Here is a 25,992-nt window from a genome sequence, read left to right as displayed (position 1 = left end):
GTCCGACAGCGGCCGCGCGCTCACGGCCGGGTCCTCACGTGCAGGACATGGGCCGGTTCGACGCGCGGATCGAGCCGCACGTAGTTGTGCTCGCCCCAGGTCCAGGTCTGATCGGACAGCAGGTCGTGCACCTCGAAGTCGGTCTCAGACGCATTCTCGGCCCCGGCGGCGGGGAACAGCTCCCCGAGGTCGAGGTGCACGGTGGTCTCCCTGGTGGCGTGCGGATCGAGGTTGATGACCACGATGAGCGCGTCGTCATCCTTGCGCTTCGAGTACACGAGGATCGAGTCGTCGTCGGCGCTGTGGAGCCGGATGTTGCGCAGATCGCCGAGGGCCGGGTGCTCCTTCCGGATCGCGTTGAGCCGGCGGAGGTAGGGGGCCAGGGATCGTCCCTCGGCCTCGGCGGCGGCGAAGTCCCGGGGACGGTACTGGTACTTCTCGTTGTCGATGTACTCCTCGGTGCCCGGGCGCGGCACGTGCTCGCAGAGTTCGTAGCCGGCGTAGACACCCCACAGCGGGCTCGCGGTGGCGGCGAGGACGGCGCGGATCCTGAATCCCGCGGGGCCGCCGAACTGCAGGTACTCGGTGAGGATGTCGGGGGTGTTGACGAAGAAGTTGGGCCGCAGGAACGCGCCGGAGACGTCGCGGAGCTCGGTGAGGTACTCCTCGAGCTCCTCCCGGGTGTTGCGCCATGTGAAGTACGTGTAGGACTGCTGGAAGCCGAGCTGGGCCAGCGCATGCATCATCGGCGGGCGGGTGAACGCCTCGGCGAGGAAGATGACGTCGGGATGCCTCTCGTTGACGCTGGCGATCAGCCATTCCCAGAACATCACCGGCTTGGTGTGCGGGTTGTCGACGCGGAAGATCCTCACACCGTGGTCGATCCACAGCTCGACGATCCTCAGGACCTCGCGGCTGAGCCCGTCGAGGTCGTTGTCGAAGTTGAGCGGGTAGATGTCCTGGTACTTCTTCGGCGGGTTCTCCGCGTAGGCGATCGTGCCGTCGAGCTGGGTGGTGAACCATTCGGGGTGGCTCGTCACCCAGGGGTGGTCCGGCGCCGCCTGCAGGGCGAGGTCGAGGGCCACCTCGAGGCCGAGCTCGTTCGCCTGCGCGACGAAGTCGTCGAAGTCGTCGAAATCGCCGAGGTCGGGATGGATCGCATCGTGGCCTCCATGCCGGGAGCCGATCGCCCAGGGCGAGCCGGGGTCCTCGGGTCCGGGGTCGAGCGTGTTGTTCGGTCCCTTCCGGTTGACCTCGCCGATCGGATGGATGGGCGGGAGGTAGACGACGTCGAAGCCCATCTCGGCGACGGCCGGCAGCCGTCGGGCCGCCGTCCGGAACGTCCCGGAGATCCAGCGGCCGGTCTCCTCGTCCTGCCTCGCGCCTTCCGAGCGCGGGAAGAACTCGTACCAGCCCGCCCGTCCGGCGAGCTCGCGCTCGACGGTCAGCGGCATCCGCTCGCTGACGGTGACCAGTTCGCGCAGAGGGGCCGCGTCGATCGCGGCCCTCACGTGTGCGCTCGTGGCGGCGGCGAGCCGCTGGTCGGCGGGCAGGTCCGCCGAGGCGAGAGTGCCGATCGCCTCGGCCAGGACGGTGCGATGCTCGGCGGTCCGGCCCGGCAGGTCCTCGGCGGCGGTGAGCAGCTTGAGCCCTTCGGCGAGCATGAGATCGACGTCGACCCCGGCGGGCACCTTGAGGGATGCCGCGTGCTCCCAGGTCGCATTGGGATCGGCCCAGGCCTCGATGACGAAGCTGAAGCGTCCGGTGCTCCGCGGTCGCACTACTCCGACGAAGCGGTCGGTGCCCGGGGTCCGCTCCACGAGCCGGACCCGGTCGATCTCGTCCCCGGCGTCATCGAGCAGGACCGCCTCGGCGCCGATGAGGTCGTGGCCTTCGCGGAAGACCGTCGCGGCCAGCGGGATGTCCTCGCCCACGGTGGCCTTCGCGGGGAAGGCGCCGCCGGCGACCACGGGCTCGATGTCGGTGATGACGATGCGGCCGTAGTGCAGCCGTCGGCTGTCGGGGCTGGGAGCTGCTGAAGTTCTGGTCACATGTACGACCGTATCGGCTCCGCGCACATCCCGACAGTGTCTGCGTCATCGAATCCGCTCACCCGGCGATGATTCCGCACGGACTTCCATGCTCTCGACATCGATTCCGCGCGGTCTTCCGCGCCGGTCGGCGGCTGGTCGGCGGCGCGCAGCGGTCGGTCAGCGGTGCGCGGTCATCATCGGAGGTCGTAACCCGCCTCGTCGACGGCGGCGCGGATCGCCGCGTCGTCGAGCGCGGTCGCCGAGGTGATCGTCACGGGGGAGTCCCCGCCGGTGACGAGCTCGACGTCGACGTCGGTGACTCCCGGCAGCGCGCCGAGCTCCTCCTTGACGGAGCTCACGCAGTGTCCGCAGGTCATTCCCGTGACGGTGATCGTGGTGGTGGTCATGGTCCTTCTCTCTTCGCTGTCAGTCCTCGGGAGCATCGTCGCGTCACGCCGTGTCCGTCGCATCCGGGCGTGCCCGAAGCGTTCGGGCATGCGGGGTCACGCCGTGCCCATCGCATCCGGCCGTGCTCGTCGTCGTCAGCTCTTGATGAGCCGGGCGATCGCGGCGGAGGCCTCCTCGACCTTCCTGCGGGCCTCCTCCTCGCCGGCGGAGGCCGCGTCGACGACGCAGTGGGCGATGTGCTCCTCGAGGAGGTTGATGGAGACCGCGTGCAGCGCGGCCGTTGCGGCGGAGACCTGGGTGAGGATGTCGATGCAGTACTTGTCGTCATCGATCATCTTCGCGATCCCCCGGACCTGTCCTTCGATCCGTTTCATCCGCCGAGCAAGGGCGTCCTTCTGCGGGGTGTATCCATGCTGCTCTGTCATGACCGTACCTTATACCCCAACAGGGTATGGGTCAAGGTGCGTGAGGCGCATCCGCGCGCCCAGGTGCTCGAGTCGCATCCGCGGGCGCGTGGGCGCGCGCACGGGTGCGACTCCTACAATCGAGCCATGCGCATCGCCGAGCTCCACCGCTTCCCCGTCAAGGGTTTCCCCGCCGAGCGGATCGACTCGGCCGACATCCGCCGCGGCCGGGGCATCGTCGGCGATCGCGCCGCGGCGCTGACCAACGGCAGCGTCGACGTCCCCGACGGCTCCTGGCAGAGGTACTCGGCGTTCACGGTGCTCAAGAACGACACCGGCCTGCAGGGATGGCAGGTGAGCGCCTCGCCCGCGTCGGCCGAGCCCGCAGCCGCCGCTGTGACGATCACCCTCACCGCGCCCGACGGCACGGCGACGACGTTCCGCACCGACGATGCCGGACGGCGGGCAGCCTCGGCGCGGTTCCTCTCCGACCGCATCCGGGCCCAGGGACCCTGCCGGCGCAGGCTCGTCGCCGCGGAGCAGGGGATGTTCGACTCCCGGTCGGCCGGGATCTCGATCATCAACCCGGCGACGGTCGCGGCCCTCGGCGGCGACCTCGACCCTCTGCGCTTCCGCGGCAACGTCCTCGTCGAGGGCCTCGCGCCGTTCGCCGAGTTCGGGCTCATCGGCACGATCGTCCGCCTCGGCGAGGCGCGCGTGGCCATCACCGAGTCCATCGAACGGTGCCCGGCGACGACGGTCGACCCCGCCACCGCCGAGGTGGACGTCAACGTCCCGCGGATCCTCGCCGCGACGTGCGGACACCTCCACTGCGGCGTCTACGGCAGGATCCTCGACTCCGGGATCGCGCGGACCGGCGATGCGATCGAGATCGAGGGCGAGGCCCCGGCCGAACTCATCGCCGGGGACCGGACGCCGAGGATGATGAGCGTCGTCGAGCGCACGACGGTCGGGGACGGGATCGTCGAGATCGTGCTGCGCGATGAGCTCGGGTGGATCGGCGGACACGACGAGCCGGGCACGAACCTGCGCGTGCACCTCGATCGGGACGGGCCCTTCTGGCGGACGTACACGATCACCGAGGTCGCCGGGGACGTCGTCCGGATCGCCGTCCGCGTCCTCGGCCGCGGGTCGCGGACGGTGACCGGTCTCGAGGTCGGCGAGCGGATCCTCGTCTCCGGGCCGCATGGGACGATGACCGCCGCCCGGGTGTTCGAGGGCACGACCGCGCTCGTCACCGCCGGAATCGGGATCACGCCCGGGCTCGCGCTCCTGCGCGGCGCCGTGCCGCCCGCGGCCGACAGGATCAGGCTCATCCACGTCGATCGCGGAGGGCGCACGGGTCGGCTGTGGGACCGGGTCCTGGACCGGGCCCGGGGCCTGGGACGGATCGCTGTCGAGGCCCGGCTCCACGACACCGCGCGGTCGGGCCGGCCGAGCCGAGCCGACCTCGTCGAGTGGCTGCGCGGCTGCGACTCCGCGCTCGTCTGCGGCCCTGCCGGATTCACCCGGACGGTCCTCGCCGCGGCCGCCGAGGCCGGAGTGCGCCGCATCCACCGCGAGACGTTCGCGTCCCCGAGCCCCGACCTGTCCGAGGCGGTGGCGCGGTACGGTCCCGCCGAGGTGACCCTCGAGGACTCGGGAACGAGCTTCGTCTGGGAACCGGAGCAGGGCACCCTGCTCGACGCCCTGGAGGCCCGCGGCGTGCCCGCGTCGAGCTCGTGCCGTGGCGGATCCTGCGGCACCTGCGCCCTGCCCCTGCGGGCAGGAGGGGTGGACTATCCCGTGGAACCGGTCGCCCGCGCGGCCGCGGACGAGGTCCTCGCCTGCTCGGCCGTTCCCGCCGGTCCGATCCGCCTCGGGATCTGAGGCTCGGCGACCGCTCCGGGCGGCGATCGCGGTGGGACCGGACGGCGAGTGCGCCGATGGCAGAATGGACCCATGCCCAGGGATCAGCGTGCCGGTGTGTCGGGTCTCCTCGCCGCCCCTGTCAACGGTCTGAGCAGGCGGGTCCGCTTCGGTGTGGCAGGAAGGATCCTGCTCGCGAACTCCGTCATGCTCGTCGGCATCATGGTGCTCACGACGAGCCTGCTCTACATCCAGCTCTCCCAGCTGAACATGAAGCGGGAGCAGGACCTGCTCCGCTCGGCGGCGCAGAGCATCTCCCTGTCGCTGAGCCTCATCGAGCTCGAGGACGCCCAGGCCGGCGCCGAGTTCCCGGCCCCGCCGGCCAAGGAGAAGCTGCAGCCGATGCTCGGGAGCATCATCGACGAGTACGACTTCGACACCGCGGCGATCGTCCCCATCGACTACCTCGACGAACCGCCCTCCCTGGGGACCTCGGGCCGGCAGGAGGATGTCGACTCCCAGCTGGTCACCTCGAACTCGGGAGCCGTCCCGGAGGACTCCCTCGATCGACTCGCGGTGCGGATCGACGGCTCCCGGCTGGCCGAGGGCGGTTCGGCCGTCCGATTCATCGAGGACGGGGGACCCGAGGGCGGGACGATGTACGCCGTGACCCCGATCCTCGCCCGCCACCTCGACTCCTCGGGCCGGCCCGCGAGCGGCACGGCGCCCGGCGCCGGAGGCGAGGAGGTCGTGGGCGCCGTGATCGTCGGCAGCACCGCGGACTCGGTGCGCTCGGGGTTCATCCCGCAGAGCAAGTGGCTCATCGGCATCGCGATCGCGACCCTCGTCATGGGCATCGGCTCGTCGTGGGTGACCTCGCGGGGGCTGCGCCGGGTCACCGGCGACTACGGCGCCACCGAGCTGCGGAACATGCTCGAGTTCTACTCCTCCGTCCTCAAGGCGGTCTCGGAGGGGCTGCTCCTCGTCGACCGCTCCGCCGGGATCGTCCTCATCAACGCCGAGGCGCGCGAGCTCCTCGGACTGCCCTCCGCGGCCCGGGGTACGACCGCCGACGGCACCGGGCGAGGTGGGCCGACCGGAGAAGCCGATGGAACCGTGGTCGAGGGCCCGACGGGAGACGACGTCGAGGATCCGGTCCGCGCGACGATCCCCGCCGAGGCGATGCGCCTGGAGGACCTCGACATCCCCTCGGCGCTGCTCGACCTGCTCTCCTCGGGGCGCTGGGCCCGCGACGAGATCCACTACACCGACGAGCGCGTCCTCGTCGTCAACCAGCAGCCGACGGACGCCGGCAGCGACACCTGGGTCGTGACGATGCGCGATCACACTGAGCTCGCCGAGCTCTCCGGAGAGCTCGTCTCCGTGCGCTCGTTCTCCGACTCCCTGCGCTCGCAGACCCACGAGTACGCCAACCGCCTCCACATGGTCGTGTCCCTGCTCGAGACCGGGCACGTCGACGAGGCGATCGACTTCGCGGCCAAGGACCTCGACGACCTCAACCGCGTCACCGGCGACGGCCAGATGAGCTTCGACCACCCGGTCCTCTCCGCCCTGCTGCGGTCGAAGGTCGCCCAGGCCGCCGAGGCGGGGATCGAGATGACGGTCGACACCGCGGAACTGACGGGTCGCCTCGGCGGGGACGACCGGGACCTTGCGACGATCCTCGGGAACCTCATCGACAACGCCTTCGACGCGCTGAGCCGACCCGACGTGCTGCCGGAGGACAAGAGGGTGCATGTCCACCTCGGCGGGGCGGGTGGGTCCGGCGGCTTCACGATCGAGGTGAGCGACGACGGTCCCGGCATCGACGAGGAGCACCTCGACGCGATCTTCGAGCGCGGATGGTCGACGAAGCACGACGGCATCGACTCCGACCGCGGGCACGGGCGGCAGCAGACCGGGCGGCGCGGGGTCGGGCTCTCCCTCGTCGTCCAGGCGATCCGCCGCCTCGGCGGGGCCATCGACGTCCAGGGCCGCGGTGAGCCCGGCGACGAGTTCAAGGGCGCCGTGCTCACCGTGTGGCTGCCCGATCGCGGGCTTGCGCCTCCGCGCGCGGGGGCGGGCGGCAACCCGCCCACCGGGCCGATCGCCACGGTCTCCGCGGAGCCCGCGTGATTACCGTTGAATGAGATCCGCGGCCGTTGCGGCGAGGAGGGGGCGTAGGCTCCCCTTGAGTCAGTTCGACCGTGCAGGAGGAGGAACAGTGGATCAGGACATCGTCGTCTGCGAACCGTTGCGGACACCGATCGGGGGATTCGGAGGCCAGTTCCGCGACATCCCCGCCCAGGAGCTCTCCGCGACCGTCGTCCGGGAGCTCATCGCGCGCACCGGGCTCGATCCCGAGCTCGTCGCCGACGTCATCATGGGCCAGGGCTATGCGACCGCCGAGGCGCCCTGCATCGGCCGTGTCACCGCGCTGGACGCGGGCCTGCCGGTGACGGTGCCGGGCAAGCAGGTCGACCGCCGCTGCGGATCGGGGCTCCAGGCCGTCATCGACGCCGCCCTCGTCGTCGGCTCCGGCAACGGCGACTTCGTCATCGCCGGCGGGGTCGAGTCGATGTCCCACGCGCCCTTCTACAACGACACGATCCGCTGGGGAGTGCGCGGCGGCAACGCCGAGTTCACCGATTCCCTCAGCCGCGGACGCTCCACCCCGGGCGGCCGGTTCCACCCCGTGGCCGGCGGCATGCTCGAGACCGCGGAGAACCTCCGCCGGGAGTACGGGATCGGCCGGGAGGAGCAGGACGAGCTCGCCCTGACCTCCCACCAGCGCGCGGCGGCCGCGGCCGACGACGGACGCTTCGCCGAGGAGATCGTGCCGGTGACGATCCCCGCGACCCGCAAGACCCCGCAGACCCAGGTCGACAGGGACGAGCACATCCGCCCGGACACTTCGCTTGCGAAGCTCGCGAAGCTGCGCCCCATCCTCGGCGCGGACGACCCCGAGGCGACGGTGACCGCCGGCAATGCCTCGGGCCAGAACGACGGGGCCGCCGCCGCCATCGTCACGACCCGCGCCGCCGCCGAGGCGCAGGGACTCAAGCCGCTGGGTCGCCTGGTCAGCTGGGCGGTGGCGGGAGTTCCGCCGCGGACCATGGGCATCGGTCCCGTCCCGGCTACGGCCCGGGCACTCGAGCGGGCCGGACTGAGCCTGTCGGACATCGACCTCATCGAGCTCAACGAGGCCTTCGCCGCCCAGGCGCTCGCCGTCACCCGGGAATGGGGGCTGGGCAGGGACGACTTCGCCCGGCTCAACGTCAACGGCTCCGGGATCTCCCTCGGCCACCCCGTGGGGGCGACCGGCGGGCGGATCCTGGCGACCCTGCTGCGCGAGATGGACCGCCGAGGCGCCCGCTACGGCCTCGAGACGATGTGCATCGGCGGCGGTCAGGGCATCGCGGCCGTGTTCGAGCGGGTCTGAGCCGGCGCGGACTCACTCGATGACGAGGGTGACCATCTCCGCGATGCAGGCGGGGCGCTCGGCTCCCTCGATCTCGATGACGTGGCTGATGACGAGCTGGGTGCCCTTCGCGGTGCGCGCGACCTCCTTGAGGGTCGCCGTGTCGCGGAGGCGGGAGCCGACCGGGACCGGCTGCGGGAAGCGAACCCTGTTGAGCCCGTAGTTGATCTTCGCGCTCGGTCCCTCGAGGGTGAAGATCTCCGTCGAGAACTTCGGCAGCAGGCTGAGGGTGAAGAACCCGTGGGCGATCGTCGTCCCGAAGGGGCCTGTCGCGGCCCGCTCGGGGTCGGTGTGGATCCACTGGTGGTCGTCGGTGGCGGCGGCGAAGGCGTCGATCGTCGCCTGGTCGACGAGCACCCACTCCGAGGTGCCCAGCTCCTGTCCGACGAGCTCCTCGAGCCCCCCGGTCCCCTGCAGTACGCGCATCGCTTCCTCCATCTTCTCGTCGCCGAGGCGTCCGTGCCCGGTGCGATCACTGCCCATGCTACTGAACGGACGTCCCATCAGCGCGGGAGCCGAGCGCGGAGCGTCGGCCGCTTGCATCCGGGCGTCGCGGGTGTGTCCGAGATGTGCCGGGCTTGGAACACGGATCCCTCAGGTGGCGGGAATCGGCGCGGCTAGACTGACGGCATGCCAGGAACACGAACGTCTGTCTCGAGCATCGGTGTGCTCGTCGTCGAGGACGAGGCTGTCGCGGCACGAGCGCATGCGAAGTACGTCGACCGGATCGACGGCTTCCACACCGCGGGGGTGGCGAAGAACGCGACCCAGGCGATGGCGGCGCTGACGGGCAAGATCATCGGCCTCGAACCCGAGGGCATCGGCCTCGTCCTCCTCGACATGAACCTTCCCGACGGCCACGGGCTGCAGGTCTGCCGCGCGATCCGCGCCCACCGCGTCGACGTCGACATCATCGCGGTCACCGCCGCCCGCGACATGCAGATCGTCCAGGAGGCGCTGTCCTACGGCGTCGCCCAGTACATCATCAAGCCGTTCACCTTCCCCGTCTTCAAGTCGAAGCTCGACGCCTACTCCTCGTTCCGCAACAGCCTCGGCACCGACAGCGGTGAGGGCGAGGTGACCCAGACCGACGTCGACACCGCGATCGCCGCGCTGCGCACCCAGACCGTGACCGCAACGGCCAAGGGCGTTCCCGATGCCGTGCAGACGGAGGTGAGGACGGCGCTGGGCGCGAACCCCGGGCAGTCCGCGGCCGAGCTGGCCGAGAGCCTCGGGGTGTCCCGGGTGACCGCCCGACGCTATCTCGAGGCGATGGCGGACGCGGGCATGCTCGAGCGCCGGCCCCGCTACGGCGCGGCGGGCCGGCCCGTGCTCGAGTACACCGTCGTCGACGACGAGATCTGAACTCCCGTCGCCGCCCGCCGGCGACGCCCACGGACGGCCCGCTCCCGCCGCCGTCGTCCGGCGGGCCTGGTCCCGCCGCCGGCGCACCCAACTCGGCGGGGTGGGCGGCGGAATGGACTTCCGCTCACGGTCGCGCCGATGATGGAGCCATGTCGAAGAGAACCCGGGCAGTGTCGGCCGCGGCCATCGTCCTCGTGCTGCTCATCGCGGCAGGGGCCTTTGCCTATGTGAAACTGCCGGTCCACGCGCGTTCCGCCGCCGAGGCGGCCGTCGCCGACCTCCGCAGCGGCTCCCTGGACTCCTCGGTCTGGACGGACGCGGGTGCGTCACAGAAGCTGCACGACACCGTGGTCGAGAACCTCGGCGAGCACCTCGTCGACACCCGCGGCGTCGAGCTCACCGGGATCGACACCGAGGGCGATGCGACGGTCGCCCTCCTGCACTGGACCTGGACGAACGAAGACGACGAGACCTGGGAGTACGATGCGCGGCTTCCGCTGGAGAGGAACGGGCTGCTGTGGTCGGCCGCGCTCACCGAAGCCGCCCTCCATCCCGAGCTCGAGCCCGGCGGAGTGCTCGAGACCCGGTCGACGCCCACCGCTCGCGGCTCGATCCTCGGTGCCGACGGCGAGTCGCTCGTCGCCGACGGGACCGTGATCGACGTCGGGGTCCGGCCCTCCGGCGTCGAGGAGAGCACGGTCAAGGCCCTCGAGAAGGAGCTCGACATCGACGGGGAGGCGCTGACCACGCGCATCGACGCAGCCGAGCCCGATCACTTCGTTCCCGTCATCACCCTCCGCGAGGACGACTACGAGGCCGTCAAGGACGCCATCCACGACTTGCCCGGCACCGTCTTCGCCACCCGCACCCAGCCGCTGAACCGGACGAAGGGCTTCGCCGCCGCGACGCTGGGCACGGCCGGTCGGGCGTCGGCCGAGGACATCGAGGCCTCCGGGGGAGAACTCACCCCGGAGACGATCGTCGGTCGGAGCGGACTGCAGAAGACCTTCGACGAGCAGCTGCGCGGGCCGGCGAACGAGCAGATCCTCGCCACCGGCGGGGACGGGGAGCCGGTTCTCCTCCACGAGTTCCCCGGCCGCGACGGAGAGGACCTCGAGACCACCCTCGACGTCACGGTGCAGGAGGCCGCCGACGCGGCCGCGGCGACCGCGCGGAAGCCCGCGGCCCTCGTGGCGATCCGCCCCAGCGACGGGCACATCGTCGCCGTGGCCAACCACGATCCCGATGCGGCCGCCTGGGACCGGGCGCTGACCGGCCAGTACCCGCCCGGCTCGGTCTTCAAGGTCGCCTCGGCGCTGGCCATGCTCGACTCCGGGATCTCGCCGTCGACGATGGTCGACTGCCCGAAGACGACGACGGTCGACGGCAAGTCGTTCAAGAACGCCGAGGACCACGTGCTCGGCGAGGTCGCCTTCGAGGAGAACTTCGCCGAATCGTGCAACACCGCGTTCGTCGACGCCGCGCAGAAGGTCTCGAGCGCCGACGTCGCCAACGCCGCGATGAACCTCGGGATGGGCGAGTACGACCTCGGCGTCGGCTCGACGATGTCCGAGGTCCCCATCGATGACGATCCTGTCCTCCATGCGGCCCAGATGATCGGCCAGGGCAACGTCGTCTCCAGCCCGCTGGCGGTGGCGGTGATGGCGGCGTCGGTCGCGAACGGCGACTCCGTCAGCCCGCTCCTCGTCCTCCCCGACGAACGGACCGAGCTCGACGAACGGGTGCTCGAGCCCGGCAGCATCGAGGACCTGCAGTCGATGATGCGCCGGGCGGTGACCGACGGAACCGCGAACGCGCTCGACGATGTCCCCGGCGAGCCCGTGCACGGGAAGACGGGCACGGCGGAGTACGGCAGCGAGAGTCCTCCGCGCACGCACTCCTGGTTTGCCGGCTATCAGGGGGACATGGCCGTGGCGGTCCTCGTCGAGGACGGCGGCTTCGGCGCCGACGCCGCGGTGCCGGTCGCCGAGGAGTTCTTCACCGCGCTCGGCTGAGCGCCCGCGGTCGCCTCAGCGCAGGCGCAGGGCCCGCATGACCGCGAAGGCCGAGGTCATGACCCGGGCGAAGCCCCGCTGATCGAGGGGGCCGAACGGAGCGATCGGGACGAGCCGCTGCTCGGCGATGGTCCGGGCGCGGGTGAACTGATAGAGCCCCTCTGCGCCGTGCCGGTGCCCGAGGCCCGAGGCCTTGACGCCGCCGGACGGTGCGTCGACCGACCCCCACGCGGCGACATAGGCCTCATTGACGTTGACCATCCCCGCCTCGAGCCGCCGGGCCGTCTGCCGTCCCCGTCCGCGTGAGAACACGCTCGCGTTGAGGCCGAAGTCGGATTCGTTGGCCAGACGCACCGCCTCGGCGTCGGAGGAGACCGGATGCACCGAGACGACCGGGCCGAAGGTCTCCTCGCGGTGCAGATCGGCGGATTCCCCGACCTCGGTGAGCACGGTCGGGGCATAGAAGTAGGGCCCCGCCTCGGGGACGGGGCGGCCTCCGGCGAGCACGCGCGCCCCGGCCCCGACCGCCTGGTCGACGTGCGCGCGGACCCGTTCGAACTGTCGCGGGCCGGCCAGTGACCCCATCGACGGGCCGAAGTCGTAGTCGGCGCCGAGCTCCAGGGCGGCGGCCGCCTCGGCGAGCCGGGAGCAGAACTCGGGATGGAGGCTGTGATGGACGTAGATGCGTTCGATGGACAGGCACAGCTGCCCCGCCGAGGCGAAGCACCCCCGGATGGCACCGGCGACGGCAGCGTCGATGTCGGCGTCGGCGAGCACGAGCAGGGGATTCTTCCCGCCGAGCTCGAGCGCGGTCGGCAGCAGGCGACTACCCGCCTCGGCGGCGATGCGGCGTCCGGCGGCCGTGGACCCGGTGAACGAGAGCCCATCGGCATTCGCGAGCAGGGCCGGCCCCACCTCGTCGACCTCGCCGGGCACCAGCTGCCACACGTCCTCGGGCAGTCCGGCGGCGACGGCGAGCCGGCGCATCGCGATCGCCGTCAGCGTCGTCTGGCTGTCCGGCTTGTGGACGACGGCGTTGCCGGCGGCGAGGGCCGCGAACAGATCGGTGGCGCCGAGGGTGAGCGGATAGTTCCACGGGGTGATGAAGCCGACGACGCCGAGCGGCGGACGATCGACCTCCGTGCGGGTGAGGCCCGGGACGGCGCCGCGACGGCGGACCGGTCGCAGCAGCCTCGGCGCGGTCACCGCGTAGTGGCGGCACACGTTGTAGGTGTCGAGGATCTCGTCGTAGGCGTGGATGCGGGCCTTGCCGGTCTCGTACTGGACGATGTCGAGGAGGAGGTCCTCGTGCCGGCGCAGCGCCGAATGCAGTCGCATGAGGACCCGGGCCCGCTCGGCGGGGGTCCGGGCAGCCCAGGCGCGAGCGGCGATGCGCGCCGAGGCGAAGGCCCGATCGACATCGGTCGCTGTGTTCGTCCGGAACCGGGAGATCTCGAGCCCCGTGAACGGTTCGACGCCGATGCTCGGATCCCCGCTCCCTGAGGCCTCCCGGTAGGGGGAGGTGTCGAGGAACTCCTCCAGGCGCGGGGTGAGGTGCGACCGGGCGGTCGCCGGCACCCCGGTGGAGGAGGGCTCCGGGCCGCCGGATGCGCGGTGCTCGGGGGATGCGGGCACCGAGGGGCGCGCCGGCTCCTGGTCGACGGTCATCGTCTCTCCGATCGTGAGGCACCAAGTTACCTACCGGTTAGACTACCTCTCATGGTCAATCGTGAACTGCGTCACGCTCTGCGCGGAGTCGACGGGCCGGTCGCCGTCATCGACCGCGACGCCTTCGACGCCAATGCCCGGGCGCTGAGCGAGCGGGCGGGCGGACTGCCGATCCGCGTCGCCTCGAAGTCCCTGCGCGTCCTGGCCGCGATCGAGCGGGCGCTCGCCGCGCCCGGGTTCTCCGGGGTGCTGGCCTACTCGCTGCCCGAAGCCCTCATGCTCGTCGAGCGGGGGATCCGGGACATCGTCGTCGCCTATCCGAGCGTCGACCGGTCGGCGCTGAGGCGGCTGCTCGCGAGCGTGGAAGCCCGGCAGACCATCACCCTGATGATCGACAGCACCCGTCACCTCGAGCTCATCGCCGAGGTCCGACGGGAGGACGGCAGCGAGTCCGGTCACGCAGCGGACGGCGCGGCGGGACGCGCGGACGGCGCGAGGGCGGGGGACGCGGTGCGGATCTGCATCGACATCGACGCCTCCTACCGCCTCGGCGAAGGGCTTCTGGGCGATCGCCTCCACATCGGCGCCCGCCGGTCACCGATCCGCGACGCCGAATCGGCCGTGGCGCTGGCCCGCCACGTCGTCGATCGGCCGGGATTCGACCTCGTCGGCCTGATGTCCTACGAAGGGCAGATCGCGGGCACCGCCGACGCCGGAAGGTCGCCCGCCCGGGCGGCGGTCCGTCGCCTCCAGACCCTCTCGGCCAGGGAGCTCACGGTGCGGCGGAAGGACATCGTCGCCCGTGTCCGGGAGGTCGCCGACCTCGAGTTCGTCAACGGCGGCGGGACGGGATCACTCGAGTCGAGCGCCGCCGAAGGCACGCTGACGGAGGTCGCCGCCGGCTCCGGGCTCTTCGCCCCGGGGCTCTTCGACGGCTATGCCCACTTCCGTCACCGCCCCGCCGCCTACTTCGCGACACCGGTCGTGCGCCGACCCGGCCCCGGCTGGGTGACGGTGTTCAAGGGCGGACTCATCGCCTCGGGAGTCCCCGGACCCGACCGCCTGCCGACGATCGCCTGGCCACCCGGCCTCGACTACGCGGTACTCGAGGGCGCCGGAGAGGTGCAGACCCCGCTGCGCGGCCCTGGGGCCGAGGACCTCGGGATCGGCGACCTCGTCTGGTTCCGCCACGCGAAGGCGGGGGAGCTCGCCGAGCACTTCGGACAGTTCCTCGTCGTCTCCGGGGCGGGCATCGCCGAGCGGTGGACGACCTACCGCGGACACGGCTGGGTGCTGTGAGACCGTCCCCCGCACGGAGAAGGACAGAGATGCCGACACGACAGACATTCCGGAACTGGTCGGGCCACATCCACGCCCACCCGCGCACCTTCGTCCGCCCCACCTCGGCGGAGGAGCTCGGGGCACTCGTCGCCCGCACCGCGGATCGCGGCGGGCGGATCCGCGTCGTCGGAGCGGGGCACTCGTTCACCCCGCTCGCCGCCGGCGACGACGTCATGGTCAACCTCGATCGGCTGAGCGGCATCGTCGCCGTCGACGAGGCGAGCGCCCGGGTGCGCTTCCACGCCGGGACCCGGCTGCGCGACATCCCGACGCTGCTGCGACCCCACGGACTGGCCCTGGCCAACCAGGGCGACGTCAACCCGCAGGCCCTGGCCGGGGCGATCTCGACCGGCACCCACGGCACCGGGCTCGGCTTCACCGGGTTCGCGGGCACCGTCACCGCGCTCACGCTCATGGGCCCCGACGGAGCCGTCCGCAAACTCAGCCCGGACGGGCCGGCCGCCGAGAGGCACGCATTCGATCTCGCCCGGGTCAGCCTCGGGGCGCTCGGCATCATCACCGAGATCGAACTCCAGTGCGTCCCCGCCTTCGACCTCATCGCCGAGGAGGTCGTCGCCGGCCTCGACGAGCTCCTCGATGGCCTGGTCGAGAAGATGCGCGCGGCCGATCACTTCGAGTTCTTCTGGTTCCCGCACACGACGACGGCGCTGACGAAGACGAACACCCGTGTGCCCGCCGGCGCCGCCGCTCCCGCTCACCTCGCCGAGGCGGGGGTCCGCAATCGCGTCCTCACCTTCCTCGACAAGGAAGTGGTGGAGAACGGGGCGCTGCGCCTGGCCTGCGAGCTCGGTGCGGCGATGCCGGCCCTCGTCCCGCGGATCAACCGGCTCGCGCAGGCGGCGGTCTCCGACCGGACCTATCGGGCGCCGGGACACGATGTCTTCGTCACGCCTCGGCGGGTGAGGTTCAACGAGATGGAGTACGCGGTTCCCCTCGACGCGGGGCCGGCGGCGATCCGGGAGATCAGGGACGCGATCGCCGCACGCGGCTGGCGGATCTCATTCCCGCTCGAGGTCCGCTCCGCGGCAGCCGACGACGTCCCGCTGTCGACCGCCTGCGGACGCGAATCGATGTACATCGCGGTGCACCGCTTCGTCAAGGAGGACTGCGAGGAGTACTTCCGCATCGTCGAGCGGATCTGCCGCAGCCACGGGGGCCGCCCGCACTGGGGCAAGATGCACACCCTGGGGCCCGAGGAACTGCGGGAGATCTACCCGCGGTTCGACGAGTTCCGCAGTCTGCGCGACGCCCTCGATCCGCGCGCCACGTTCGGCAACAGGTACACCGACTCCCTGTTCGGACGCCGCTGAGGACCCGACGTTCCGGTGTCGGGGAGCCTCGCGGTCAGCTCTGCGCGACTCTCCAGTCCTCCACGGCTGCCCGCGCCAGCTCGGCGGCGGCGCCGGTGTAGGCGGCCGGGGTCAGTTCGGTGAGGCGCTCGGTCTCCGCCTCGGGCAGCCCCAGCCCGGCGACGAACTCGCGCAGATCGTCCTCGCCGATGCGCTTGCCGCGGGTCAGCTCCTTGAGCTTCTCGTAGGGGTTCTCCATGCCCGGCACACCCTGGAGGCCGGCGGCTCGCATGACCGACTGGATCGCCTCGCCGAGGACCTCCCAGTTCGAGTCGAGGTCCGCGGCCAGGACGGCGTCATTGACGGCCAGCTGTCCGAGGCCCTTGACGAGGTTGTTCATCGCCAGCACCGAATGTCCGAAGGCGACGCCGATGTTGCGCTGTGAGGTCGAATCGGTGAGGTCGCGCTGCATCCGGGAGGTGACCAGCGTCGAGGCGAGCGAGTCGAGGAGGGCGCACGAGAGCTCGAGGTTCGCCTCGGCGTTCTCGAACCGGATCGGATTGACCTTGTGCGGCATCGTCGAGGACCCGGTCGCACCGGCGACGGGGATCTGCTTGAAGTAGTTCATCGAGATGTAGGTCCACATGTCCGTCGCCAGGTTGTGGGCGATCCGATTGAACCGGGCGATGTCGGCGAAGAGTTCCGCGTTCCAGTCATGGGACTCGATCTGGGTGGTCAGCGGATTGAAGGTGAGCCCGAGGCTGCACTCGACGAAGGTCCGGGCCAGCGTCGGCCAATCCGCGCCGGGGACGGCCGCGAGGTGCGCCGAATAGGTGCCGGTCGCGCCGTTGATCTTCCCGAGGTACTCCGTGTTCCTGATGCGCTCGTACTGGCGGCGCAGGCGGTGGACGAAGACCGCGATCTCCTTCCCCATCGTCGAGGGAGTGGCGGGCTGACCGTGAGTGTGGGAGAGGAGGGGAGTCTCGGCCAGCTCCTCGGCGATGTCGGCGAGGGAGTCGATGAGCGCCCGCGCGCGGGGAAGCCAGACCTGCTCCGTCGCCCCCTTGATGCCCAGTGCCCACGACAGGTTGTTGATGTCCTCGGACGTGCAGCAGAAGTGGACGAGCTCGCTGAGATCCTCGGCGCCGATCTCGACCAGTGCTTCCTTGATTGTGTACTCGACCGCCTTGACGTCGTGGACGGTGACGGCCTCGTGGGCGGCGAGCGTCGAGATGGTCTCCGCGTCGAAGCCCTCCGCGAAGGCCCGGAGACGGGCCACCTCGTCCGCGCTCAGCGAGCGGACGCCGGGGATGACGGAGTTCTGGGCGAGGTGGATGAACCATTCCACCTCGACGACGATCCGGTTCCGGTTGAGCGCCGCCTCCGAGAGGTGATCGATGAGGTCGGCGGTGTCCTTGCGATAGCGGCCGTCGAGCGGTCCGAGAGCGAGGGCGGGCGAGACTTCGGCAAGAGAAACAGTCGGCATGCCCCCATTTTCTCATGCCCCGATCGGGTGGCCGACCGCCTGCGACGCGGGACGGTGACTCGTGCGCGTGATGCTGTGGACTCGGCCGCCACTGCGGTGCGTCAGGGCTGTGGACGCCGGCGGCGTTTCCACAGGCCCTGCCGCGGAGGTTCCCCTGTGCTGACCGTCTGCCTACTCTGGGTCCACTCGAGGGCAGTGACGAGCCGACGCCGCAGGCCGGAGGGGAGCGGCGTCGAGAGCGCGGGAAGGCGAATGATCACCGACGAACTGGCACGCAATCGCGACGAGTGGCATCGGCGTGCGAACGACCTGAGATCCCTGGCCCAGGAATGCCGCGAGATCGACGTCTGGGAGTCCCCCGCCGGCCGGCTCCTCCATGAGAGGCTCGGGGGCCTGTCCGGCTCGATCGCCGTGCTCGCCGACAGAGCCGACGACCTCGCCGAGGCCTACGACCTGCACCTGCAGGTCGTGTCAGTGGGAGGGCGGCTCCAGATATGACGAACAGGGTGGGGGACATGGCGGACAGCAGTGCGGGACCGGAGGGAGACAGCGTGGGGAGTCCGGGGTCCGCGGCGAAGTGGATCGCCGTCGACCTGCCGCGGATCGTCAGGCTGCCCGAACGACTCAGGCTCCTGTGGCCGGTGGAGATGCGGCCGCGACCGGCACCGGATGCCTCAGGACGCTCCACCCACACAGGACCATCCACTGGGACAGAACCATCGACCGAGGCAGGACGCTCCACCGGGACAGGATCCTCGACCGAGGCGGCTCCCGCGTCCGGGACGGCTCCCGCGACCGGGGCGGTTCCCGCGTCCGTCTGCGGGGGACGGCAGGCCGCAGAACTGCAGTCACCCGTGAACCTGCTGTCGACGCCGCCCGACCCGCAGCAGAAGCGCGGCCCCGATGTCCTCACCGCCTGGCTCACGGGGTTCGCCGCCGAGTTCGGACGGGCCGACGCACGACTGACCATCGTCATCAGCTCCGGCGCCGCCGTCGTCCACCTCGAGTGCGCAGTGCGCGAGGCCACCGCCTTGTCGATCCTCGTGCTGCGCGGTGCCGAGTTCGAGCAGATGGCGGCGTTCCAGCTGCTGCGGCGGCTGAGGACCGATGAACTCGCCTCGACCGTCGAGGACCTCGCCGGTCTCATCGAGGCCGACTGCGTTCTCACCCTCACCTCCGTCCATGTCGGCGGCAGTGCGCAGATGGAGTTCCTCCTCAGGCGGGGCGGGCGCTGGATGCGATCCCGGCTGCGCAGGGACAGCGCGGGGATCCGTGCCGACGGGGAGGTCGAGGCGGGCGACCACGCCGTCCGGGCACTTCTCGCCTCGGTCCTCGCCGGTCTCCTCCTCATCTCCGCCCGCGCAGGGACATGACCGCCACCGACACGCGCAGGGACGTGACCGCCACCGACACGAGGGGGACCCGACGATGATCGCCACCCGCAGCCACGGCGGCACATTCCTGCGCGTCGATGACCGCGCCGATCTCAGCGCGACCGGCCTGCGCAGGATCACCGGGAGGATCGATGACCTGCTCGCCGAGGGAACCCTCGCCGACCTCGACCTGGCCACTCTCCTCACACAGGTGCCCGTACCGGTCACGGCGCTCAACCTCGACGCCCGCCGCGTCCTCCTCCACGAGCAGGCCGCGGTGGTCCTCATCGAGCTCGAGGCCACGATCCTCGCGGTCCGCTCGGCGGCCGCGCTCTACCGGCAGGCCGAACGGGGCATCAGCGAGGTGTTCGGCGGGCTGTTCGACTTCTTCGGATACGCCGCGGGACGCGCCTTCGCCCTCAGCCTCCCGGTGCTCGTCCCCACGGCGATCGCCGTCGGCGTTCCCGCCTACGCCGCCGGCCGGATCGTCGACGCCACAGGTCTCGACGACGTCGTCGCCCGACGCTTCGGCATCGACCTCGACCGGACCGCCGCCGAGGTGAAGGAGGACCTCGTCGCATTCGTGTTCGAGAACTCGGACCTCACGGGAGCCGCCATCGAACATGTCCTGCCCGGGTTCGTCGCCGGCGTCATCGGCCTGCCCCCGGTCCTCCTCGATTCGGAGGACGGGCACACCCTGTGGCCGCACGACTCGACCTCGATGACGGCGTGGGTGCTCGCGGGCGCGACGGCCTTCGGCCTCCTCCTCCCCTCCGATGTCGAGGTGTGGCGGGCGCCGGGGATCACCCCAGCCCATGAGCGCCCGCCGCGGGACATCGAAGAGCTCTACCGCCGGGAGGCCGCCTGCCACCGAGGCGTCGACTCGGGCCAGGTGCGCATCGAGGAGGTGGTCTCACCCGACGGCGCCACCCGCTACATCGTCTACGTTCCCGCCACCACCGACTGGTCCCCGGAACCCGGGGAGAACACCACCGACCTGACGACGAACGTCGAGGGGATGGCCGGCCACGACACGGTGATGAGGGAGATGGTCCGGCAGGCGATCGCGGATGCGGGAATCGGGCCCGAGGACGAGGTCATGCTCGTCGGCTACTCCCAGGGCGGGATCACCGCGGGGTCCCTGGCGGCGGACCCCGCCTTCCTCGCCGATGTCAACGTCACCGCGCTGCTCACCGTCGGGGCGCCGATCTCCGACTTCGCCGTGGCCGAGGGCGTCGACGTGCTCTCCATCGAGCACGAGCAGGACCTCGTCCCCGACCTCGACGGCGACGAGAACCCGGGCCGGGACAACTGGTCGACGGTCACCGTCGACTACGACCCCGACGAACTCCGGCGCGCCCCGCACCTCTCCGAGAAGTCCGCGGCCGAACTCGACGCGATGTTCGCCTCGGCGGGAGCGGCGCATTCCTCCGCCGCGTACACGGCGTCGATCGGACTCATGGTTCGTGCCGGCCACCCGGACCTGCGGAGATTCACCTCGGCGAACGCGGGGTTCTTCTCCGGGACGATCAGCGACACCAAGGACTACCAGGGAAGACGCAAACGCAGCTGAGCACACGGGGCAGGCACGGTCGCCTCGGTGAGGAAGTCCCGTCGCGGCGGCGATCGTCGGGACCGCGGTGATCGGAAGTACGTTGGTCGGACGCCCACGCAACTCGGCCGGGATCGACAATTCGCCCACCGGGCCTTTGGCCGAAGAGTACACGGGTGTCATTCGACCCCTAGGCTGAGAGCGACCAGACCACCTCGCACCCGTCGATGTGGCGCCCAGCAGAGGGATTCGTTATCGTAGTCATACCTGTGAAACTCATCACTCAAGGGCGAGGACTCCCACCAGAGTCATCGGCCCGAAGCAGCGAGTCCACCGCTGGTCACCTCCGGCGCTGTTGGACCTTGAACGAAGGAGAACTGAAATGACCTCCAACATTTCAGTGGGAGCCGGGACTGCCCACAGTCAGTCCTCGGAACCTCGGATGATCCAGATGCTCACCGAAGACGGCAACCGCGTCGCCTCGGGCGAATATGACGCCTTCGCGGCGGAACTCACCGACGAGGACCTGCGGGGGTTCTACCGGGACATGGTCCTGGTGCGCCGCATCGACTCCGAGGGCTCAGCTCTCCAGCGTCAGGGGCAGCTCGGCCTCTGGGCTCCGCTGTTCGGCCAGGAGGCCGCCCAGATCGGGATGGGCAGGGCCGCCCGCCCCCAGGACTTCGTGTTCCCCACCTACCGCGAGCACGGACTGGCCTACACCCGCGGCGTCGAACCCGAAACCCTCCTCGGCATCTTCCGTGGTCAGAACCATGGCGGATGGGACCCGCAGGAGCACCGCTTCCACACCTACACGATCGTCATCGGCTCGCAGACCCTGCACGCCACCGGGTACGCGATGGGCGTCGCCCTCGACGGTGACGTCGGCACCGGCGATCCCGAGCGCGACACGGTCGCGATCGCCTGCTTCGGCGACGGCGCGAGCTCTCAGGGAGACGTCTCCGAAGCGCTGACCTTCGCGGGAGCATTCCACGCCCCCGTCCTCTTCTTCTGCCAGAACAACCAATGGGCGATCTCCGAACCCACGCACGTCCAGACCGCGGCACCCCTGTGCAAGCGCGGCGAGGGATTCGGCGTCCCCGGCATCCGCGTCGACGGCAACGACATCATCGCCATGTACTCCGTCGCCCGCGCCAGCCTCGACTCCGTCCGCTCCGGGAACGGCCCGATGCTCATCGAGGCCTTCACCTACCGCCGCGGTGCCCACACCACCGCCGACGACCCGACCAAGTACCGCGACCGGGCCGAAGAGGAGATCTGGGAGGACCGGGACCCCATCACCCGCCTCAGGGCCTACCTCGACAAGCACACCGACACCGACGACGAGTTCTTCGCCGAGGTCGACGCCGAGGCCGACACCCTGGCCGCACGCATCCGCCACAACTGCATGACGATGGAGGACCCCGCTCCCGAGGAGATGTTCGCCCATGTCCTCGCCGAGCCGCACCCCCTCGTCGAGGAGGAGCGGGAGCAGTTCAGGGCCTACCACGCCTCGTTCGCCGATGCGGGTGAGGCCTGATGGAGAAGCTTCCGCTGTCCAAAGCGATCACGGCGGGACTGCGCAAGGCCATGGAGGACGACCCGAAGGTCGTCCTCATTGGTGAGGACATCGGCAAGCTCGGCGGCGTCTTCCGCGTCACCGAGGGCCTGCAGAAGGACTTCGGGCCGCAGCGGGTCATCGATTCCCCGCTCGCCGAGTCCGGGATCGTCGGCACCTCGATCGGCATGGCCATCCGCGGGTACCGCCCCGTGATCGAGATCCAGTTCGACGCGTTCATCTTCCCGGCCTACGACCAGATCGTCACCCAGGTCGCCAAGCTCCACAACCGGACGCTGGGCAAGGAGCGGATTCCGCTCGTCATCCGGGTGCCCTACGGCGGCGGGATCGGCTCCCCCGAGCACCACTCGGAGAGCCCCGAGACGCTCTTCGCCCACCACGCGGGACTGCGCCTGATTTCGCCCTCGAACTCCCATGACGCCTACTGGATGATCCAGGACGCGATCAGGAGCGAGGACCCGGTGATGTTCTTCGAGCCCAAGCGCCGGTACTGGCAGCGCGGGGACGTCGACACCGCCGAGCGCGGCCTCCACATGCATTCGGCCCGGGTCGTCAGCGAGGGCACCGACGTCACCCTCGTCGCCTACGGACCGCTGGTTCCCACCGCCGTCGACGTCGTCGCCGCGGCGGCCGACGAGGGCAAGAGCGTCGAGCTCATCGACCTCCGCAGCTTCAATCCGATCGACTTCGCCACGATCGAGGCGTCGGTGAAGAAGACCGGTCGGCTCGTCATCGCCCATGAGGCCCCGACCTTCCTGGGGCTGGGATCGGAGATCGCAGCCCGCGTCTCCGAACGCTGCTTCTTCACTCTCGAGGCACCGGTCCTCCGCGTCGGCGGCTACCACACCCCGTACCCGGGTTCGCGGATGGAAGAGCACTACCTGCCCGACCTCGATCGCATCCTCGACGGTGTCGACCGGGCGCTGGCCTACTGACTTCAGGAGAGAATGAATGAGTTCCGAATTTTCGCTTCCTGACGTCGGTGAGGGCCTCACCGAGGCCGACATCGTGTCGTGGAAGGTCGCCGCCGGCGACACCGTGACCGTCAACCAGATCCTCGTCGAGATCGAGACTGCGAAGTCGCTCGTCGAGCTCCCGAGCCCGCAGGCCGGCACCGTCGACGCCCTCCTCGTCGAGGAAGGTCAGACCGTCGAGGTGGGCACCCCGATCATCCGATTCGGCGGAGGTGCCGACGACGGTGCCGCCTCGGATGGGTCTGCGAACGACGGCGCCTCGGCGGCCGGTGAGGCGCCGGCCTCGGCCGGCGCCCCCGTGGCCTCGGCCGGCGACGGTGGGGACGGAGACGGTGCCGGTGGTGCGACTCTGGTCGGCTACGGGGCGCGAGCGGCGTCGTCGAAGCGACGGCCCCGCAAGGGTGGCGTCGTACCCGCACCGCGCTCCCAGGCGGACACCGCTGCCGCACCCGTCGCGATCTCGGCGTCCGCACCTGCCGCGACGTCCGCGGCTCCGACCGCCTCGGCGACAGGTCCCGCCGCGACCGCCTTGGCGCAGGAGGCCGCCGGGGCCGCCTCGGCGGGCAAGCCCCTGGCGAAACCTCCCGTCCGCAAGCTCGCCAAGGACCTCGGCATCGACCTCTCCACGATCACGCCCACCGGCTCCCGCGGCGAGGTGACCCGTGAGGACGTGCAGGCCGCGGTCGAGCGGCAGGGCACTGCCGACGCCGCCGCGGTCGCTCCAGCCGCCTCGGCGGGCATCGGATCGGACGCTCGGCGCGAGGAGCGGATCCCGTTCAAGGGCGTGACGAAGATGATGGCGAAGGCCATGGTCGACTCCGCCTTCACGATGCCCCATGTCACCGAGTTCCTCGACGTCGACGTCACGGAGACGATGGATTTCGTGCGCCGGCTCAAGGCGACGAAGTTCCTCGGTGAGGACGTCAAAGTCTCGCCCCTTCTCCTCGTGGCCAAGGCTGTGACCTGGGCTGTCGGTCGCAATCCTCGCATCAACTCGTGCCTCGAGGGCGAGGAGATCGTCGTCAAACGGTACGTCAACCTCGGCATCGCGGCCGCGACTCCGCGCGGGCTGATCGTGCCCAACATCAAGAACGCCGATTCTCTGGGACTGACCGAGCTCGCCGAGCGGATCCAGGACCTCACCGCGCTGGCCCGGTCGGGCAAGACCCCGCCGGCGGACCAGTCGGGTGGGACGATCACCATCACGAACGTCGGAGTGTTCGGCGTCGATGCCGGCACGCCGATCATCAATCCGGGGGAGGCGGCGATCCTCGCCTTCGGTCAGATCCGCAAGCGGCCCTGGGTCGTCGGCGACGAGATCGTCCCGCGCGACATCACGACGCTGTCGGTGAGCGCCGACCACCGGGTGGTCGACGGGGAGATCATCTCGAAGTTCCTCGCCGATGTCGGTCGCGGCCTCGAGGACCCCAGCCTGCTGCTCGCCTGACGAACGGGCTGCTGGGCCGGTCCGGCTGGCTGAGCGGGCCGCCTGCGGGCATTTCAGAGGCGCAGCCGCAGAACACCCCGTTGCAGCGGGGTGTTTTGCGGTTGGCGGGGTGTTTTGCGGAGCTGACGCGGCGTATTGCGGTCACCGGGGTGTTTTGCGGAGCTGACGCGGCGAATTGCGGTCACCGGGGTGTTTTGCGGAGCTGACGCGGCGAATTGCGGTCACCGGGGTGCATTGCGGAGCCTACGGGGTGTAATGCGCTTGCCGGGGCGGGGTGCGGTGCCAGCGGGGCGTCCTACGACTGCCCGGTGGCGTGCGGAGCCTGCGCCCTGCCGGACTCCTCCGGCCCGCTGGCGCCTCAGCCGTCGAGGTAGGCGCTGTTGTTCTCGGGGCTGCCGTCCCTGACCAGCCGCTTGGCGAGACAGTGGTCCCGGTCGAGGCCCCAGGAACGGCACTGGTCGAGAGCCGGGCCGGGGCTGTCATATGCGGTGTCGACGACCGTGACGAGGAAGCCGCCCTCCCGGTACGACCCCCAGTCCTCGCTGCGGATGAGGATCGCTCCCGGGTACTTGACCCGGTTGGCCTCGTACTCGTTGAGGATGTCCTGAGCGCTCCACGTGCGACCGTCGGCCTGCATGCCCGCCTTCTTGGCGCTCAGCTGGGTCACCCAGCTGCCTTCCAGGTCGGCGGCCTTCTCCGTGCCGTCGTCGGCGTAGGCGGCGAGCTCCTCGGCGGGACTCGCGCTCGGCTGGACGAGCTCCTCGGACGGAGATGGCGACGCCGATTCGCCGCCGACGTCGACCGGCACAGTGCCGGTCGAGGGGGCCAGCCACCGCACTCCGAAGAATGCGAGCATGGCAAGGACGATGACGATGGCGACGATGACCGTGACGACCTTGAGCCCCGCCCGCTTCGATGACTGCGACACCGGCTCGGCGAGTTCCGGGGGGACACCCGGGGGAGGGCCTGCCTGTCCGTGAGCTCCCTGGGCCGACCGGTCGGCGAGTGCGGTTCGCGTGCGGGACAGAGGTAGGTCGCCGGTGTGCCTCTGGATGTACTCGTAGTACGTCGAGGTGTCGAGCTCGGCCGCCGAGGCTTCGGAGTCCCGGACGGCCCCGCGACCGGACCGATCGGAGTGTCCCCGATTCCAGTCATCGCTGGTCGCCGGTCGGATTCGCGGCCTCGGTGGAACGTCGCTCATCGGTCCTCCTGAGTGCCAGACGTGGCGGCAGTCATCTCATTACCTTGGCACGAGATCGAAGTGCGGGCAACACGGCCGCTGGGAACGGAGGGTCATGCTCGGCCAGGATGTGAATTTGCCCTACGGGCCCGTTTCTCCGTAGAATTGCTGTCTGTTGTGTCGTGTCGGTCGGTCCTCGACTGCCCGCCGCGAGATGACATGGTGCTCACCCACCGCTGCACTCCAGCTTCGGCCATCTCTCACAGGCTACGGCTTCAGCGCTGGTGAGACATCTCGCCCGAACGGGCAAACCTGTTTTGGCGTACACAATTTTCATTGCGAACGTCACGTGCCGGAATCGATCTCCGGCTCGTCGGATGCGAGTCCGATGGACAGCCTCGTGAAAATTTGTTGATGTCTTCCGACATCGGCGCAAGCTGAACGCAGGATCGGCGGATCGCAGCCCAGGCGGCTGCGCCCCTCGCCGAGGATCCTCGCGGCACGTGCTTG

The 25,992-nt window shown here is 70.4% G+C and carries 20 protein-coding genes; 13 read left to right on the top strand and 7 right to left on the bottom strand.

Going from position 1 to position 25,992, the window contains the following annotated elements; genetic code table 11:
• Positions 1-20: 20 nt before the first annotated feature.
• The 3 genes from DFO65_RS03480 to DFO65_RS03470 all read right to left on the bottom strand — a co-directional run bounded on the left by DFO65_RS03480 (position 21) and on the right by DFO65_RS03470 (position 2,866).
• Positions 21-2,051 carry an alpha-1,4-glucan--maltose-1-phosphate maltosyltransferase gene (locus DFO65_RS03480; RefSeq protein WP_113903040.1) on the bottom strand — a complete coding sequence of 677 codons (2,031 nt, stop codon included), beginning with the start codon at positions 2,049-2,051 and terminating at the stop codon, positions 21-23.
• 176 nt (positions 2,052-2,227) lie between these two features.
• Positions 2,228-2,440 carry a heavy-metal-associated domain-containing protein gene (locus tag DFO65_RS03475; RefSeq protein ID WP_113903039.1) on the bottom strand — a complete coding sequence of 71 codons (213 nt, stop codon included), beginning with the start codon at positions 2,438-2,440 and terminating at the stop codon, positions 2,228-2,230.
• A gap of 135 nt (positions 2,441-2,575) precedes the next feature.
• The gene (locus tag DFO65_RS03470) at positions 2,576-2,866 is read right to left on the bottom strand and encodes a metal-sensitive transcriptional regulator (RefSeq protein ID WP_113903038.1); all 291 of its coding nucleotides are present in this window, start codon (positions 2,864-2,866) and stop codon (positions 2,576-2,578) included.
• A 126-nt stretch (positions 2,867-2,992) separates the two neighbouring features.
• Between DFO65_RS03470 and DFO65_RS03465 the strand changes: the two genes are divergently transcribed.
• The 3 genes from DFO65_RS03465 (at position 2,993) to DFO65_RS03455 (ending at position 8,156) form a co-directional block, all read left to right on the top strand.
• Positions 2,993-4,735, top strand: coding sequence for a 2Fe-2S iron-sulfur cluster-binding protein (locus DFO65_RS03465; protein WP_113903037.1), 1,743 nt, complete (start codon positions 2,993-2,995; stop codon positions 4,733-4,735).
• Positions 4,736-4,807: 72 nt separating this feature from the next.
• Complete coding sequence (locus tag DFO65_RS03460) at positions 4,808-6,850, top strand: sensor histidine kinase (RefSeq protein ID WP_113903036.1); 2,043 nt, start codon at positions 4,808-4,810, stop codon at positions 6,848-6,850.
• Positions 6,851-6,938: 88 nt separating this feature from the next.
• A complete protein-coding gene (locus DFO65_RS03455; protein WP_245940445.1) occupies positions 6,939-8,156 on the top strand; it encodes an acetyl-CoA C-acetyltransferase in 1,218 nt (405 codons plus the stop codon).
• Positions 8,157-8,168: 12 nt separating this feature from the next.
• On the opposite strand, the gene DFO65_RS03450 is transcribed toward DFO65_RS03455, so the two are convergent.
• A complete protein-coding gene (locus tag DFO65_RS03450) occupies positions 8,169-8,621 on the bottom strand; it encodes a MaoC family dehydratase (RefSeq protein ID WP_113903194.1) in 453 nt (150 codons plus the stop codon).
• Between the two features lie 204 nt (positions 8,622-8,825).
• Between DFO65_RS03450 and DFO65_RS03445 the strand changes: the two genes are divergently transcribed.
• Positions 8,826-9,560 (top strand): response regulator, encoded by a 735-nt coding sequence (locus tag DFO65_RS03445; RefSeq protein ID WP_181778600.1) that lies wholly within the window; start codon positions 8,826-8,828, stop codon positions 9,558-9,560.
• Between the two features lie 149 nt (positions 9,561-9,709).
• On the top strand, positions 9,710-11,575 hold the full coding sequence (locus DFO65_RS03440; protein WP_113903033.1) for a penicillin-binding transpeptidase domain-containing protein: 1,866 nt from the start codon (positions 9,710-9,712) through the stop codon (positions 11,573-11,575).
• Positions 11,576-11,590: 15 nt separating this feature from the next.
• Here the strand turns inward: DFO65_RS03440 and DFO65_RS03435 are convergent, their stop codons facing one another.
• Complete coding sequence (locus DFO65_RS03435; RefSeq protein WP_113903032.1) at positions 11,591-13,243, bottom strand: succinic semialdehyde dehydrogenase; 1,653 nt, start codon at positions 13,241-13,243, stop codon at positions 11,591-11,593.
• Positions 13,244-13,294: 51 nt separating this feature from the next.
• Between DFO65_RS03435 and DFO65_RS03430 the strand changes: the two genes are divergently transcribed.
• Entirely contained in the window at positions 13,295-14,542 is a 1,248-nt protein-coding gene (locus tag DFO65_RS03430) for an amino acid deaminase/aldolase (protein ID WP_113903031.1), read from the top strand.
• 29 nt (positions 14,543-14,571) lie between these two features.
• On the top strand, positions 14,572-15,915 hold the full coding sequence (locus DFO65_RS03425) for a D-arabinono-1,4-lactone oxidase (protein WP_113903030.1): 1,344 nt from the start codon (positions 14,572-14,574) through the stop codon (positions 15,913-15,915).
• A gap of 34 nt (positions 15,916-15,949) precedes the next feature.
• On the opposite strand, the gene purB is transcribed toward DFO65_RS03425, so the two are convergent.
• Positions 15,950-17,380, bottom strand: coding sequence for an adenylosuccinate lyase (gene purB, locus DFO65_RS03420; protein WP_113903029.1), 1,431 nt, complete (start codon positions 17,378-17,380; stop codon positions 15,950-15,952).
• Positions 17,381-17,632: 252 nt separating this feature from the next.
• Between purB and DFO65_RS03415 the strand changes: the two genes are divergently transcribed.
• The 6 genes from DFO65_RS03415 to DFO65_RS03390 all read left to right on the top strand — a co-directional run bounded on the left by DFO65_RS03415 (position 17,633) and on the right by DFO65_RS03390 (position 24,302).
• Positions 17,633-17,878 carry a hypothetical protein gene (locus DFO65_RS03415; protein ID WP_113903028.1) on the top strand — a complete coding sequence of 82 codons (246 nt, stop codon included), beginning with the start codon at positions 17,633-17,635 and terminating at the stop codon, positions 17,876-17,878.
• Between the two features lie 17 nt (positions 17,879-17,895).
• A complete protein-coding gene (locus DFO65_RS03410; RefSeq protein ID WP_113903027.1) occupies positions 17,896-18,753 on the top strand; it encodes a hypothetical protein in 858 nt (285 codons plus the stop codon).
• A gap of 55 nt (positions 18,754-18,808) precedes the next feature.
• The gene (locus DFO65_RS03405) at positions 18,809-20,326 is read left to right on the top strand and encodes a hypothetical protein (protein ID WP_113903026.1); all 1,518 of its coding nucleotides are present in this window, start codon (positions 18,809-18,811) and stop codon (positions 20,324-20,326) included.
• Between the two features lie 361 nt (positions 20,327-20,687).
• The gene (gene pdhA, locus DFO65_RS03400) at positions 20,688-21,842 is read left to right on the top strand and encodes a pyruvate dehydrogenase (acetyl-transferring) E1 component subunit alpha (RefSeq protein WP_113903025.1); all 1,155 of its coding nucleotides are present in this window, start codon (positions 20,688-20,690) and stop codon (positions 21,840-21,842) included.
• On the top strand, positions 21,842-22,816 hold the full coding sequence (locus DFO65_RS03395; RefSeq protein WP_113903024.1) for an alpha-ketoacid dehydrogenase subunit beta: 975 nt from the start codon (positions 21,842-21,844) through the stop codon (positions 22,814-22,816). Before pdhA ends, DFO65_RS03395 begins: the two co-directional genes overlap by 1 nt.
• Positions 22,817-22,832: 16 nt before the next feature.
• Entirely contained in the window at positions 22,833-24,302 is a 1,470-nt protein-coding gene (locus tag DFO65_RS03390; RefSeq protein ID WP_113903023.1) for a dihydrolipoamide acetyltransferase family protein, read from the top strand.
• 358 nt (positions 24,303-24,660) lie between these two features.
• Here the strand turns inward: DFO65_RS03390 and DFO65_RS03385 are convergent, their stop codons facing one another.
• On the bottom strand, positions 24,661-25,503 hold the full coding sequence (locus DFO65_RS03385; RefSeq protein ID WP_113903022.1) for a protein kinase: 843 nt from the start codon (positions 25,501-25,503) through the stop codon (positions 24,661-24,663).
• Positions 25,504-25,992 lie beyond the last annotated feature (489 nt).

This window comes from Brevibacterium sanguinis (genome assembly GCF_003315415.1).
Classification (GTDB): Bacteria; Actinomycetota; Actinomycetes; order Actinomycetales; family Brevibacteriaceae; genus Brevibacterium; species Brevibacterium celere_A.
The sequence above is the reverse complement of the archived record's forward strand: the minus strand, read 5'-3'. Positions and strand labels throughout refer to the sequence as shown.